The 16,211-nt window shown below is 47.4% G+C and carries 6 protein-coding genes; 4 read left to right on the plus strand and 2 right to left on the minus strand.

What is annotated here, in order from left to right:
- Positions 1-161: 161 nt before the first annotated feature.
- From QUB14_RS09155 to QUB14_RS09170, 4 genes are all read left to right on the plus strand, one after another.
- Positions 162-2,117 (plus strand): efflux RND transporter periplasmic adaptor subunit, encoded by a 1,956-nt coding sequence (locus tag QUB14_RS09155; RefSeq protein WP_445251825.1) that lies wholly within the window; start codon positions 162-164, stop codon positions 2,115-2,117.
- A gap of 90 nt (positions 2,118-2,207) precedes the next feature.
- Positions 2,208-5,321 (plus strand): efflux RND transporter permease subunit, encoded by a 3,114-nt coding sequence (locus tag QUB14_RS09160; RefSeq protein WP_333216273.1) that lies wholly within the window; start codon positions 2,208-2,210, stop codon positions 5,319-5,321.
- Between the two features lie 39 nt (positions 5,322-5,360).
- The gene (locus QUB14_RS09165; protein ID WP_333216275.1) at positions 5,361-5,840 is read left to right on the plus strand and encodes a hypothetical protein; all 480 of its coding nucleotides are present in this window, start codon (positions 5,361-5,363) and stop codon (positions 5,838-5,840) included.
- Positions 5,841-6,261: 421 nt separating this feature from the next.
- The gene (locus QUB14_RS09170) at positions 6,262-13,794 is read left to right on the plus strand and encodes an amino acid adenylation domain-containing protein (protein WP_333216277.1); all 7,533 of its coding nucleotides are present in this window, start codon (positions 6,262-6,264) and stop codon (positions 13,792-13,794) included.
- Between the two features lie 329 nt (positions 13,795-14,123).
- Here the strand turns inward: QUB14_RS09170 and QUB14_RS09175 are convergent, their stop codons facing one another.
- Entirely contained in the window at positions 14,124-15,068 is a 945-nt protein-coding gene (locus QUB14_RS09175; protein ID WP_333216279.1) for an FTR1 family protein, read from the minus strand.
- Between the two features lie 77 nt (positions 15,069-15,145).
- On the minus strand, positions 15,146-16,174 hold the full coding sequence (locus QUB14_RS09180; protein WP_333216281.1) for a helix-hairpin-helix domain-containing protein: 1,029 nt from the start codon (positions 16,172-16,174) through the stop codon (positions 15,146-15,148).
- Between the last annotated feature and the right edge of the window lie 37 nt (positions 16,175-16,211).

Below are 16,211 nucleotides of genomic sequence, written 5' to 3' on the forward strand. Positions count from 1 at the left end.
GAAATACTAGGTTGAGTAGAGCATTTCTAGCTCTTGGTCATTGCTTAGCGGTCGCTTCTTGGAAAATGCTAATAAGTAACTTTACTTCATGGGTATCACTTACTTACCTTGGCAAAATACCAACTGCTAAACCTGTGGCACTCAACCTGATTTCAAGGACAATGCCAACGATGATATTTCACAAATATGCTCTATCTCCGGCAATTATTAGCAGCTTTTCGGGAAGTTTGTTGAGCCTAATTTTGCTAAGTTCTCCTGCCGCTGTTTTTGCCCACGCTGGCCACGGAAATGAATTTCACCATAGCGGCGAAACAACTCAAACTCCTACTGCTATTTCTGTTGATGCCGAAACAGCAAAACGATTAGGTATTAAAGTCTCCCCTGCCGCCCGCAAGAGACTAGATATCGGCGTCAAAACCACAGGACAAATTGAAACTTTACCCAACGAAAAAGTAGAAGTTACGGCTCCGGTTGCTGGGAAATTAGTAGAGTTGCTGGTTAAGCCTGGGGACAAAGTATCAAAAGGTCAACCCGTGGCGGTGTTATCGAGTTCAGAATTAGGACAGTTGCGGGTTGAATCTCTGTCGAAACGTGCCGAAGCTGAGGCAGATTTGCAGCAAGCGGAAGGCGATCTCAAACTAGCACGAGAAAATTACGATCGCCAACTTCAAATATCCGCAGCAGAAATCGCCCAAGCCCAAACCCAATTGACAGCGCTAACTAAGCAGTACCAGCGAGAACAAGAATTAGTAAACAAGCGTTCCGTTGTGCAAGCCGCTCAAGAAAACTATCAACGTCAAGTTGAAATAGCGCAAGCCGAAATAGCGCGGGCAGAAACAGAATTAACTATTGCTAAAGAACAGTTCGATCGCGACAAAGAATTAGCGGCATCAGGAGCGATCGCGCGGCGCACAATGCTGGAATCGCAAGCCCACTTCGCCGAAGCAAAAGCCACTGTTGCTAAGGCGAAAAGCCGTCCTGAAGTTATCAAAGCCCAAACCGAAATTAAACAAGCCGAAGTAGACCTCCCAATGCGGGAATTGCGCGATTCTCAAGGCAGAGTAGCAGAAGCAAAAGCTCAACTTACCAGAGCTCAGAGCCGCCGGGAAGTCCTAGAAGCCGAGAACCAAGTCAAACGCGGCAAAACTGCCGTCGAAGTCGCTCAGTCGCGCATTCGCTTGGCTGACGCAGCCTATCAAGCGCGGCTCCAACAATTAGGAACTGTTGCCAACGATCGAGGACTCGTTACCGTAGTTGCTCCGATTTCCGGGACGGTAGCCGATCGCGAAATCACCCCAGGCGAGTCAGTAAACGCTGAAAAACCGTTGATGAGTCTGTTAAATGACAGCCGCGTTTTTGCCACAGCCAATATTTACGAAAAAGACTTGAATAAAGTAAAACAGGGTCAGGAAGTCAGGGTAAAAGTCGCTAATTTACCCGATCGCACTTTCAAGGGAAAAATCGCCTTAATTGGGTCATCCGTGGAAGGAGAAACGCGGGTTGTGCCGGTGAAAGCAGAACTAGATAATATTAACGGCGAATTAAAGCCCGGACTGTTTGCTGAGTTGGAGATTTTAACAGACAAAACTGCCACAAATATTTTAGCAATTCCGAGTGCCGCGGTAGTGGATGTTAGCGGTAAAAAAACTGTTTACGTCCAAAATGGCAATGCTTATCAAGCGGTTGAAATTGAAATCGGTCAAACGGCCGGAGATTTAGTTGAAGTGAAGAGGGGTTTATTCGAGGGAGATTTGATAGTAACGCAGCGAGCACCTCAACTTTACGCACAATCTTTGCGGGGCGGCAGCAAGGCCTCAAAAGACGAGGAAAAGAAAGAGGCAACTCCAAAGGCAACAGAGGTTAATTTTAATAATTTACCCGTGTCTTTATGGTGGGCGGGAATAGGGGGAGGAGTTGCGATCGCATTTCTAACTTTCACAGCCGGCGTGTTGTGGGGAAATCGGCGCAAATTGCCAGCATTAGCAGCGGATTCTGGAAACAATAATTTTTCTGTCTCTGCACCGACATTAAACGCGAGTACAGTAGATGAATTGTCACTGCGGGATGACAACCATCGCGTTAAAAGTCAGGAGGCAGAAGTCAAGAGTTTAAAGTAACAGCACGACACGGAAGTCACGGATACACGGATAGCTGTTTTTATCAAGGCCCAATGCCCAATTCCCAATTCCCAATTCCCAAATTATTAAATGTTCAGCACTATTCTCAGATGGGTAATTAACCGCCGCTGGCTAGTCGTTGTCGCCACCATTATTGTTAGTCTGTGGACATTTTCTATCATCCCCCAAATGTCCCTTGATGTCTTCCCTCCTTTTGCACCCCCGCAAGTCGAAATTCAGACGGAAGCACCGGGTCTGGCACCGGAAGAAATCGAGTCTTTGGTAACACTGCCGATCGAAAGTGCAATTAACGGAACTCCTGGGGTAACAGCAGTGCGATCGTCTTCCGCTGTGGGCCTTTCTGCGGTTAAGGTAATCTTTGATTGGGGAACTGAAATTTATCAAGCGCGCCAGTTGATAACAGAACGGTTGCAGCAAGCGCAAAGCAAACTCCCCGCCGGAGTAGAAACACCGCAAATTTCTCCCACAACTTCTCCTGTGGGCACTGTTATTACCTATGCTTTTACATCAGAAACTACTCCTTTGATGGAAGTGCGCCGTCTGGTTGACTGGCAAGTCACAAATCGGCTTTTGGCAGTGACTGGGGTTGCTCAAGTCGTGGCTTACGGAGGCAAAGAAAGGCAGTATCAAGTATTAGTAGAACCTGCAAAATTGAAAGCTTTTAATGTGTCGTTGCAGCAAGTAGCTGAAGCGGCAGCGGCTGCGAATGTTAACGCGCCCGGGGGGTATTTAATTACGCCGGATCGAGAAACTTTAATCCGGGGGGTGGGGCGGATTGAGTCTGTGGAAGATTTGCAGCAATCGGCGATCGACTCTCGTCACGGAACACCCGTCAGAATTGGTGATGTGGCTGATGTCAAGATTGGTGCTGCAATCAAGCGGGGCGATGGCAGTTTTAACGGCAAAAAAGCTGTGATTGTGATGGTAAACAGACAGCCAGTTGCTGATACTCCGACGGTAACTAAAGCGGTTGAGGCAGCAATGGCTGAGGTGCAGCAAGCTCTGCCAAAAGATATTAAAGTTACTGTGACTTTTCGACAGGAAGAATATATTAATTCCTCGGTGGAAAATGTGCGATCGGCTTTAGTTGAAGGCAGTATTATCGTCACCCTTATTCTCATCCCGTTTTTGATGAATTGGCGCACTCTGGCGGTTGTTTTGCTAGATTTTTTCCTAACTTGGCTGTTGGCGCTGCTAGCGATGTATTGGCTGGGGCTGGGGCTGAATACGATGACTTTGGGGGGTTTGTCGGTGGCGATCGGCACTGCGATCGACGATGCGATCGTTTATGCCGAAAATACCTACCGCAATTTGAGAGAAAATACGTCTTCTCTGCATCCGCGCCCGGTAATGGATGTGATTTTTGACGGCAGTCAGGAGGTGCGCGATTCGTTAATTGGAGCGACTGTTATTGGGATTGTTGTGTTTTCTCCTATTTTTACTTTGCCCGGTGTAGAAGGTCGGATTTTTACGCCTATGGGGATTACTTATTTGGTAGTTGTGGTGATTTCTAGCCTGGAATCGCTGTTAATATCTCCGGCCCTTTGCGCTATCTTGTTGCCTACCAAACGCATGAGTTCTGAGGAACCTTGGTTGCCGAGATTTTGCAAGAAAACATATCATTTTTTTATAAAATTGTCAATGCGCTATTCGGGGATTATTTTAGCTTTAGCTGCTGCTAGCATGGTGGCTGCATTAATTATTTTGCCATCCTTTGGACGGGTGTTTTTGCCGGAGTTTCAGGAGCAAACTTTGGTGAATACTATTATGCTTTATCCGGGGGTGTCTTTGGAGACAACAGATAGCGCGGCTTTTGCTATTGAAGATGCACTTAAGGATGATACCAGGTTTGAATACGTGCAAGTGCGATCGGGCAGAGCTCCAGGAGATGCGGATGCTGCGGGAGTCAATTTAGCTCACATTGATATCGGTTTGAGCGAGGTAGGGATGAAAAACAGACCGAAAACTTTGGAGTCGCTGCGGCAGGAATTTGCTAAATTGCCGGGAGTTGCACCAAATATCGGCGGTTTTATTTCTCACCGGATGGATGAGGTTTTATCTGGTGTCAGAAGTCAGATTGCTGTCAAAATCTTTGGCCCGGATTTGGAGCAACTTCGCAGCATCGGTGCCCAAGTTGAAGAGCAAATGAAAACAGTTGAGGGAATTGTGGATTTGCAACTCGAACCGCAGGTGCCAGTGCAACAAATTCAAATTAAGTTTAACCGCCAAGCTGCGGGTAGATACGGTTTGAAAATTGGAGAGCTTTCTGAAATAATTGAGACAGCTTTAAACGGCAAAGTGGTTTCTCAAGTTTTGGAAGTGCAACAAACTTTTGACTTAGTTGTTTGGTTGCAGCCTGAAGCCAGAAAAAACCTAGAAACTATTCAGAATTTGTTGGTTGATACTCCAAGCGGCAACAAGATTCCCCTCGCCCAAGTTGCGACTGTCAAATACGGTACTGGCCCAAATACGATTAACCGCGAGAATGTTTCTCGGTTGATTGTGGCGGCGGCTAATGCTAAAGGTAGGGATTTGCGATCGGTTGTGAATGAAATTCAAGCTAAAGTCAAACGAGAGGTAGAGTTGCCTTTTGGCTATTTTATCCAGTACGGCGGTCAATTTGAAGCAGAACAAAGAGCTTCGCAAAATATTATGATATTTAGTGCGATCGCCTTTTTGGTAATTACAGTATTGATGTACTTGTCCGTCAAGTCAATTCCTTCAACTGCTATGATTATGATTAATCTGCCGATCGGCTTAGTGGGAGGAGTAATTGCGGTAGCTTTGACTGGTGGCATCATCTCTGTAGCTTCCCTAGTTGGCTTTGTCACTTTATTTGGCGTTGCCACCCGCAACGGCTTGTTATTAGTAGACAACTACAACACTAAATTTGCCGAGGGAATGCCTTTTAAGGAAGCAATTATTAAAGGCTCGATGGAACGGCTCAACGCCATCCTGATGACGGCTTTAACTTCAGCTTTGGGTTTAGCACCTTTAGTCTTTGAAGGTGGGGCGGGCAAGGAAATTTTGCAACCGCTGTCAGTCGTAGTTTTAGGAGGGTTATTTACTTCTACAGCCTTAACTCTGTTAGTTTTGCCAGCTTTGTATGCTCAATTTGGGACATTTTTACGATCTCAAAAACCTCAGCCATTTATTGAAGACGGGAAGAGAGTTAATGTGTGATATTTTCTAATTATTGTCCGTCAACAAGGAGTCAAACCAATGAAATCGCTCAAGTCTAGCTTAGTTATTCTAGGTAGTGTCGGATTGCTGTTTTTGGGAGCTTGCAGTAAAGGCGACCAAGCAAGCGATCCAAATACCACTGCAGCATCCCCTCCTGTCGCCTCTCAACCTGCGTCTTCTAGTCCCGCCACTGCTCCTGCAACAGCAACTAAAGGGGGGCAAGTTGTAAAGTCTGGAGCTTACTATTTAGAGTTTGTACCGGAAAAAGAAGCTACCGGAACTCATTTAGATGTGTTTTTGCAAAAAGGGGAGAAAAAGGAACCAGTTCCTAACGCCAAAATGACGGCTCAAGTGCAGTTGCCGAATGGAAAGCAGCAAACCCTAGCTCTCAAGTATGATGCTGAGGGCAAACATTACGCTGTGGTGTTTCCCGGCAAAGATGCAGGAAGTTATCCCGTGAAAGTGACTGCGGATATTAACGGAGAAAAAGTTGACGGTCGTTTTACCTTCAATCAATAGATAGCTGATTTCCTAATGCGCTCTAACTGATGGGCGCATTAGTTATTAGCAACAAACAACTGCTGACAATTGCCCGTCAGTAACCATCGCGGACTGGGCTGGAGTTTGATCGCACCTTGACAGAGCTAGGCAGCGATCGCTTGTGACTGGGAGCACAGGGATCGAAGGAATCGCTAGGCGAGGCTTTGCCGGCAAAGCTGATGGACTGGCGTTAGATCGGGAATTAGGAGTGATGATGTCAACTTAGCTACTTAAAAGAATATAAAATTAGCTAACCAGGCGTCTAGAGCGTGCGACGAACTCTTTTATTCCTCAAACAGCGAATGATTATCAACGGAATGAAGGGATTTGCTTTCGCCGTGGAAAGACCCCGTAGAAAACACTGGTAAATTAAGTGGCTCAAACTATAAGCAATACAAAGATGTATATTCAGAATCAATTTAGTTGCTTTATTATTGGAGAAGGAACTTTACTTATTCAATGTGCTGAACTTCTTTTAGAGCGAGGTCATCAGATTTTCGGTGTCATCTCCCCTGATGCATCGATAAGTAGCTGGGCGAAGGCAAAGGACATACCTCACATCCAGCCAACAGATAATCTCATAGCATTTTTAAGACGACAGCCTTTTGATTACCTATTCAATATTGTCAACAGGTCGCTATTACCCAAAGAAATTTTGGAGTTGCCGCGCCAGTTAGCGATCGACTACCATGACGCCCCACTGCCGAAGTATGCGGGACTCAATGCTACCTCTTGGGCTTTGATGCACCGGGAGAAGACTCATGGGGTGACCTGGTATGTGATGAGCGATTCGGTTGAGGGCGGCGATATCCTGAAGCAGGTTGCTATCGATATTGCTGATGACGATACAGCATTTTCTCTCACGGGGAAATGTCATGAAGCGGCAATTCGTGCGTTTGAAGAGTTAGTTGATGAGAGCTCAAGTGGTCAAGCGTTAGCTTTCAAGCAAAATCTGGATGAGCGAACCTATTTGGGACACTCAAAAAGACTTTTTGCTGGAGGTGTACTCTCGTTCAATCGTTGTGCCTATGATATGGATGCCGACATTAGGGCATTGGATTTTGGTTCCTACCCCAATCCCCTTGGTGTGGCGAAGTTGGCTATAGGGAGCGACTTGATCGTTATCCCCAAACTCGAAGTTAAGGATGACCTGTCTAAGTCGTCTCCAGGAACAATCACGGCGATTGAACCCAACTTCTTGACGGTTTCTACAGCAAGTTACGAGGTAGCGCTGCGCCAAGTGCTGACCATCGATGGTCAAGCGCTATCGATTCCTGATTTGGTCGAGAGATTTGGACTGCAAGTTGGGTATCAGTTTAAGGACATCGAGCCAGATAGGGCGAGGCGTATTGAGAGGTTTGATGGGTTAATTGCTCAGCACGAGTCTTTCTGGGTAGAGAAGCTGGCGACGTTACAGCCCATCACGGTTCCCTATGCCGATAGAACGGCCTCGCACTTGAATCAAAAGCAGTACACGAGTGTAAAGATGTCCATACCGCATGAGGTCACAACCTTTCTGGAGGAGGGCTATCCTGCTTGGAATCAGAGTGACTTCCTGTTTGCTGCTTTTGCTACTTATGTGGCCCGTGTTGGAGGAACTGGATGTTTTGATATCGGATTTAGAGATGTTGAGCTGCAACGGGAGTTGATAGGACTGGAAGGCTTTTTTGCCTCAATTGTTTCTTGTCGCGTACATATAGACTACGAGCAAAGTTTTGAGGAAGTTTTTAAAGCATTTGAGGAGCAGGTGGAGTTGACCAAACTTCACAAGACTTATGCGCGTGATGTCGTAGCTAGGTATCCGGCTCTTCGTTCATTGCCTGATCTGAGTCGTGAGCCGATTTTTCCGGTGGTCGTAGAACGGGTAGAAAAACTAGACGACCACCAAGCTGGGTCTGGTAATGAGTTGACCCTAGTGATTCCGTCAGAGGGGAAAGAATGCTGTTGGCTTTATAACACCGAAGCATTGGATGGTGACAGCATTGCCAGGATGTTGGATCAGTTTGCTACTTTTTTGCAAGGTATCGTAACTGACCCCAAAGGGCGCGTTGCCGGAATTCCCCTGCTATCTGAGCAGGATTGTCACAAAATTCTGGTGGAGTGGAATGATACTCAGGCAGATTACCCCAAGGATAAGTGTATCCATCAGTTATTTGAGGCTCAGGTGGAGCAGACACCTGATGCGGTGGCGGTAGTTTATGAAGACAAACAGTTGACCTATCGGGAACTGAATGCAAGAGCCAATCAGCTAGCGCACTACCTGCAAAAACTGGGGGTAGGACCAGAGGTTTTAGTGGGGATTTTCGTAGAGCGATCGCTTGAGATGATGGTGGGGCTTCTCGGTATTCTCAAAGCGGGTGGAGCCTACGTGCCTCTAGATCCTGCGTATCCGAAAGAACGTCTAGCGTTCATGCTGTCAGACTCACAGGTGTCGGTGCTATTGACCCAAGAGAAGTTGCTAACTGGATTGCCTGAACAAGGTGCGTTAGCGATCTGCTTGGATACAGGTTGGGGGTTAATTTCTCAGGAGAGTGAGGAGAATCTCAACAGCGGGGTTAATGCCGCCAACTTGGCTTATATAATTTACACATCTGGGTCAACCGGGAAACCAAAGGGAACGATGATTGTCCACCAAGGATTGGTCAATTATCTTAGCTGGTGCATAAAAGCGTATGCAGTAGCCGATGGGGTTGGTTCTCCGGTTCATTCTTCGATCGGGTTCGACGCGACCATTACCAGCTTATTCTCTCCCCTATTGGTAGGACAGAGGGTAGTCTTCCTCCCAGAGAAGCAGGAGATAGAGGCTCTTAGTGCCGTCTTGTGTTCTCAAAGTAATTTTAGCCTCGTCAAAATCACCCCGGCCCATCTGGCACTACTCAGTGAGTTATTACCCAGTAAGCAGGTGGCGGGTCAGACAAGAGCCTTAATTATCGGTGGCGAGGCTCTCTCGAAAAAGAGCATTTCATTCTGGCAGACTCACGCACCTGAAACTAGACTAATCAACGAATACGGTCCAACAGAAACGGTTGTTGGATGCTGTGTCTATGAGGTTCCGGCTCAGACCACCCTATCAGGTTTGGTTCCAATTGGTCGTCCTATTGCCAATACTCAGCTTTATATATTGGATCGGTCTCTCCAACCCGTCCCCATCGGAGTCACGGGTGAACTGCACATCGGTGGCGACGGTTTAGCTCGGGGCTATCTCAACCGGACAGAGTTGACGACCCAGAAGTTTATCCCCAACCCCTTTAGTGACGAACCCGGAGCACGTCTGTACAAAACTGGAGACTTAGCCCGCTATTTACCGGACGGCAACATCGAGTTTCTCGGTCGTATCGATAATCAGGTGAAAATTCGTGGCTTCCGCATCGAGCTGGGCGAGATTGAGGCAGTGCTGATGCAAAACCGGGCTGTTCAGGATGCCGTAGTTATAGACCAGGACTACGACCTTAATGACAAGCGCCTCGTGGCCTATGTGGTTGCCAGCCAGGAGCAAGTCCTCTCCATCAGTGAACTGCGTCGCGACCTAAAGCAGAAACTGCCCGATCACATGATACCTTCTGCATTTGTGCAGCTCGAAGCGGTGCCCCTGACGCCCAACGGTAAGGTGGATCGCCGCGCTCTGCCAGTGCCTGACGGGACAAGATCAAATCTCGAAGAAACTTTTGTGCCGCATCTTACGCCTTTTGAGGAAGTGCTCGCGGGCATCTGGAGCGAAGTTCTCAGGCTTGAGTGGGTGGGCATTCACGACAACTTCTTTGAGTTGGGGGGACATTCCTTACTAGCAACTCAAGTCATTTCTCGCGTGCGCGAAGCTTTCGGAGTAGAACTCCCCCTGCATACTCTCTTTGAGGAGCCTACCCTAGCTGGCTTGGCTTATAGCGTCGAGACAGCCAGCCGAGCCGAAAAAGGCAGTCTACAGGCTCTGCCCATTAGTCCCATCTCACGCGAGCGAGACCTGCCTCTGTCCTTTGCTCAGCAGCGGCTGTGGTTCCTCGACCAATTGATATCTGGGACGCCCCTGTATAACATCCCTAACGCTATTCGCTTGAAAGGTTCGCTCAACGTGACGGCACTAGAGCAGAGCTTAAGTGAAATTGTGAGGCGTCACGAAGCTCTACGGACTACCTTTAGTGCTGTGAATGGGCAGCCAATTCAGGTCATTCATCCGGCTGTTACCTTGCTGTTGCCAATAGTAGACCTCCGGGAACTTCCTGAGACTCAACGGGAGGTGGAAGCTCAACGGTTAGCTACTGAGGAAGCTCAGCGCCCCTTTGACTTGGTTAATGAACAATTGTTTCGCGTCAAACTCTTGCACCTGAGAGAAGAGGAATATTTGCTGCTGTTGACCATGCACCACATCGTCTCCGACGGCTGGTCTCTTGGTGTGTTTATGCGGGAATTGACGGCGCTTTATGAAGCTTTTTCCACTGAGAAGTCCTCGTCATTGCCTGAACTACCTATCCAATATGCTGACTTTGCTGCCTGGCAGAACGAGTGGCTCGTCGGTGAGGTGTTGGAGGTTCAACTTAACTACTGGAAGCGCCATCTAGGTGGTCAGTTGCCCGTGCTGGAGTTGCCCACCGATCGCCCCCGACCACCAGTTCAAACTTATCGAGGTGCAAGGCAATCTCTGGAACTGCCTAAGAAAAGTTCCGATGCCCTCAAAGCGCTCTCACAGCAGGAAGGCGTTACTTTGTTTATGACCTTACTGGCGGTCTTCCAGATACTACTCTACCGATATACAGGTCAGGAAGACGTTATTGTTGGTTCTCCCATTGCTAATCGCAACCGCGTTGAAATCGAAGGGTTGATTGGATTTTTTGTCAATACTTTGGTGCTGCGAACTGAGCTTTCAGGCGATCCAAGTTTCCGGGAATTGCTAGGTCGGGTGCGTGAAGTGGCTTTGGGAGCCTATGCTCACCAGGATTTGCCTTTCGAGAAGTTGGTAGAGGAACTGCAACTAGAACGGGATTTGAGCCGTAACCCCCTGTTTCAGGTGATGTTTGTTCTCCAGAATGCCCCGATATCGGCTTTAGAGTTTCGGGGTCTAAGTCTAACCCCTCTGGAAGTCCATAACGGCACAGCAAAGTTTGATTTAACCCTTGAACTAGAAGAGAGTGCCGAGGGCATCAGGGGCTGGTTTGAATACAACACAGACTTGTTCGACCCCCTCACTATCACACGGATGACGAACCATTTTCAGACCTTGCTCGAAGGCATCGTCGCCAACCCAGAACAGCGCCTCTGGAATCTGCCCCTCTTGAGTGGAGCCCAACAGCATCAACTGTTAGTGGAGTGGAATAATACCCAGACAGATTACCCCAATCAAGCCTGTATCCATCAGTTATTTGAAGCCCAAGTAGAGCGTACACCCGATGCCGTCGCGGTGGTCTTTGAAGAGGAACAGCTAACCTACCTCCAGTTGAATCAACGAGCGAATCAACTAGCACACCACCTGCAAAAATTGGGTGTGGAACCAGAAATGCTGGTCGGAATTTGTGTAGAGCGATCGCTAGAGATGATCGTAGGACTCCTAGGCATTCTCAAGGCTGGTGGGGCTTATTTGCCGTTAGACCCATCGTATCCCCAGGATCGTCTAGCCTTCATGCTCGAAGATGCCCAGGTGGCGGTGCTATTAACCCAACAGAAGCTAGTTGCAGGTTTTTCCGAGTACAAAGCACAGCGTTTCTGCTTGGACACCGACTGGGAAGTAATCGCCCAAGAGAGCGAGGAAAAACCCGTCATCCGCGTGACGGCCGATAACCTGGCTTACACAATCTACACATCGGGTTCTACAGGGAAACCCAAAGGAGTGCTGGTAACCCATCAAAACCTAGTCCACTCCACCAGTGCTCGTATTTCTTATTACAGCGAACCCGTCACCAGTTTCTTCTTACTTTCGTCGTTTGGTTTTGACAGTTCGATCGCAGGCATCTTTTGGACATTGTGCCAGGGAGGCATACTTGTACTACCACCAGCAAACTTCCAACAAGAGCTGTTACACCTTACAAGGTTAATTGCTCAACATCATGTATCGCATTTATTGAGTCTTCCATCTCTCTATAACCTGATTTGGGAGCAAGCGGAACCACAACAGATCACTTGTCTTCGTAGTGTTATTGTGGCAGGCGAACCGTGTTCCAGAGAGTTGGTTGAACGCCATACTAAGCTGCTGGCTCAGACATCTTTGTTCAACGAATACGGTCCAACCGAAGGAACGGTCTGGAGCACTGTATATCATTGTCAGTCTTCGGCACTCAGAACACAGGTTCCGATTGGTCGCCCTATTGCCAATATGCAGATCTATCTGCTGGATAAATATTTGAATCCTGTTCCCATTGGTGTACCGGGCGAGATCCACATTGGTGGTGCAGGCATCGCCAGAGGCTACCTCAACCGCCCCGATTTGACCAAAGATAAATTTATTCCCAACCCCTTTAGCAATGAACCAGGGACACGCCTTTATAAAAGTGGGGATCTAGCTCGTTATCTACCCGACGGCAACATTGAGTTTCTCGGTCGCATAGATAATCAAGTCAAAATTCGTGGTTTCCGCATCGAAGTGGGGGAGGTTGAGTCAACTCTATCCCAATATCCTACTGTGCAGCAGTGTGTAGTAACAGCAAGGGTTGACTATGAAAGCGACAAACGTTTAGTTGCCTACATTGTTTCCAAGCAACAGCAGAAACCCACTACCGACGAACTACGATGCTTCCTCAAGCAAAAGCTCCCTGACTATATGGTGCCATCAGCCTTCGTTTTCTTAGACACCCTACCCCTAACACCCAACGGGAAAATAGACCAGCGCCTCCTGCCCGCACCCAGCCAGCTCAGGCAAGATCCAGCAAGTACCTTTGTGCCTCCCAGCGATGATTTAGAAATCCAACTAACAAAAATTTGGGAAAACGTTTTACCCAAAAAGCCCATCAGTGTGAAGGACAATTTCTTTGACGTGGGAGGACACTCTCTACTAGCCGTGCGCCTATTGGCACAAATCGAGAAAGCCTTCGGGAAAAATCTCCCCCTGGCTACCCTCTTCCAATCACCAACCATTGAGCAACTGACCAACATTCTCCGCCAGAAAGGATGGTCAGCACCTTCTTGGCAAACGGTGGTGACAATTAAACCCGGAGGTTCTAAACCGCCTTTGTTCTTTTTCCATGTACTTGGCGAGGGTCTAAAGTTTTGTCGCCCTTTGGCCGGTCATCTAGATCCTGAACAACCCATTTATGGGCTAGCAGTAGGGATTATGGAGGAAGTTTCTTTGAATAAGATTGAGGACCTTGTGGCTCACTACCTCAAAGAAATGCGAATCATCCAACCTGAAGGTCCTTATTTTCTAGCAGGTATATATTGCGGGGGGCGAATAGCCTATGAGGTGGCCCAGCAGCTCCACACGCAAGGTCAAAAGGTAGCTCTGCTAGCCTTATTAGATACTTTAAAAGATGATAAAGCCATCAAAATAATGCCAGTCGAAGAGCGGGTGTTGGCGCACTGGAATAACTTTTTACGAATTGGCCCCGCCTACTTGTTAAGGCAGAGGAGGGTAGAGGAAGCCAAGAATCGGCTAATGAGTATTTACTGCGAGTTTTACGAGCGTATGGGGCGTCCTTTGCCTCCAGCTTTCCAAAGCTTCACTTATCGAAAGAAAAAAGAGGAGGGAAATACGGAGTGGGCGTTCGCACCAATGCAGGTTTACCCGGAGCAAGTGACTCTCTTCCGGCCTATCGATAACATGGGCTTCTTAGACCCTGATTTGGGATGGAGCGAACTGGCTCCGGGAGGATTGGATATCCATGATGTTCCTGGCGATACCTTTAGTATGCTACAAGAACCCCACGTACAGGTGCTGGCTGAAAAATTGAGGGAGTGCATAGATCGTGTGCAGGCGGATGATTTCTATCATGTCGGGCCGATTAACGATGATTAAACTTTTGCCTCCGGCCACCAATAGACTGGACTTCCCCCATAAAAATGTACTAACATTCCTAAAACTCTTACTCAACAAAGGATGCAACTGTTGAGCTGACAATTTGTACCCATTTATCAGCAATAGCTGATGCAGGCGATCGCGCTCAATTGTTGTAGATTCAATATAATTGCCGATTACAAACAGATATCAATCATCTACATGGGTACATATTTTATTTATCAACAATTAAAACCTTTGTTATGAAAGGCTTTTGAGTTTGTGTAAGTATATTTCCAGGGGGAAGTTCAGACTAAAAAGCCGATCGTATTTCGATCGCACTTAATTTCCTACTTCATTACATGAGTTTTTTTGAAGGGAAAAAAGACTCGACCCGCCAAACTTTGAAAATAAATCCCGCCGACGGTAATTAAAAATACGAAATAAGCCAAGGCCTGCACGACATATAGCTTATCCGTGTAGCCAAACAGCGCACTCAACAACAAACCGGGAAACTTGTCTTCGGGAAGCAGTTGCGAGGTATTCCAGACCATCGGCCCGAGAATGCAAGAGTGGATTTTAGTAAATCTTTCGTAATAGAAACACAGTGCTGCTGATTCGCGATTTGTTTGCGATAAAATATTCATCCCGCTGTCAAAAAGTCCCAAAGTAGATACCACTAAGCCTGCTACAATGAAGAGCAATAAAATGCCCATATATTTGAAAAACAGGCGGATATTAATTTTGACTCCCCATTTAAACAGCAGGACACCAAGTCCGGTGGCTGAGAGAATGCCGCCCAAAGCGCCGAGGGCTGGAATAATGCCTTGTTGAAACTTGGCGACGACAAACAAAACAGTTTCAAACCCTTCGCGCAAAACAGCAATAAAAACTAAACTAAATACGCCCCAACCGGCATGAGAGTTTTGCGTTAAGGCGGCACTCACAGCGCCTTCAACTTCGGCTTTCATAAATCGCGCTTGCTTGGTCATCCAAATCAGCATCCAGCTCAGCATTGCGATCGCTATCAGCCCAAAGATTGCTTCTAGCAGCAATTCCATAATCGGTGCAAAAGGCTGATTGGATGCGGACAAAATTTGCATCGTCCAGACCAACAGTACACCTATCAAAGCGCTGGCAATAAGTCCAACCCCAACACCCCCAAAAACCCAAGGGCTTAAATAGCTTTGTCCCGACTTTTTGAGGCAAGCGAGAACGATTCCGACAACTAAGGCGGCTTCGACTCCTTCGCGGAGAGTAATTACAAATGTGGGCAATGCTTCGCTAAAATTCATCTTTTTAGTTTAGGTAATATCGGGAGGTAATTGGTATTTTTTTTACCAATTACCGTTGGCGGTTTCAGTTAACTTTTTTAAGAGGCTGGTTTGAGAACTTTTTGGCTGTCGTTCTCGATCGCTTTAACTAGCTGGTTGACTTGTTCCGTGGTTTTTACGGGGGCTGCTGGCGCGATCGCAGTTGGCCAATTTGCCTTCAGTTCAGTCATGTTGGCAACAATTGCTTTGTCGGTTTCGGGGCTAGTTTTAGCCACTTGCTCGGCAATATCTTTGTACAGGCTTTCCGCGTACATGACAAAACCCCGCGAATCTTGGTATTCAATAATTGCGGAAATTTTGCCGTTAGCAACTGCCGCTCCGTATTCGGAATTAGCTGTATCCAGCAAGCCGTTAATCACTTGCAGCACGAATTTCGGATCTTTTCGCTGCGTTTCGGGAAGGGCGGCAATTGCTCCATCAACTGCTTGCATAGATGTGTCAAATTCCGCCTTCACTTGAGCCGGATCTTTTGCACCCGCTTTAACTAAATCCTGCAATTTAATTAAAGTAGCCTTAAATTCAGGAATTTTACGCTCGTTTAGCTGATCTTCCACATCGGCATAAATTTCTTCGACTGGATGCCCGATGTGCGGTTCTGCCTGGTCGGGTTTGCCTTGATCCAAGAGTTCTTGGGCTACGAAAAGATGCCCTTTCATCAAGCCAAGTTTAGTCATGTAATCTACATCTTTGGGTTCGCCTGTCAGCACCACATTTTCAATAGTTACCAAGTCTTTGATTTGGTCGAATTGCGCTTGAGTAATGACATTTTTTGAAACCAATTCTTCGACTTTTCCGTAAGGGCGGCTGGCTTGAATTTTGTTAGAAAGTGCCGGCACTCCTAACTTGGCTTCGAGTTTATCTAACTCTGAAAGAATGGCAGTATTGATGTTGATGCCGCCTTTGCCGCCGTGATGCCCGCTGTGACCGCTTGTGGATGCGGGACTGGCTGTGGCAGCGGGTGAGGGTGTGCTGTCGGTGTTGCTGGTTGTGGGGGAAGCGCAACCAGCAAGAGCAACGAGGATGGCTGTAGCAGTGACTGTAGGTAATAAACGAAATGTGGATAACATGGCAGTTGCTAATTTTTACGTTATGTGCATTTGGTTT

The sequence above is a fragment of the Microcoleus sp. B3-D2 genome (assembly GCF_036705345.1).
Lineage (GTDB): Bacteria > Cyanobacteriota > Cyanobacteriia > Cyanobacteriales > Microcoleaceae > Microcoleus.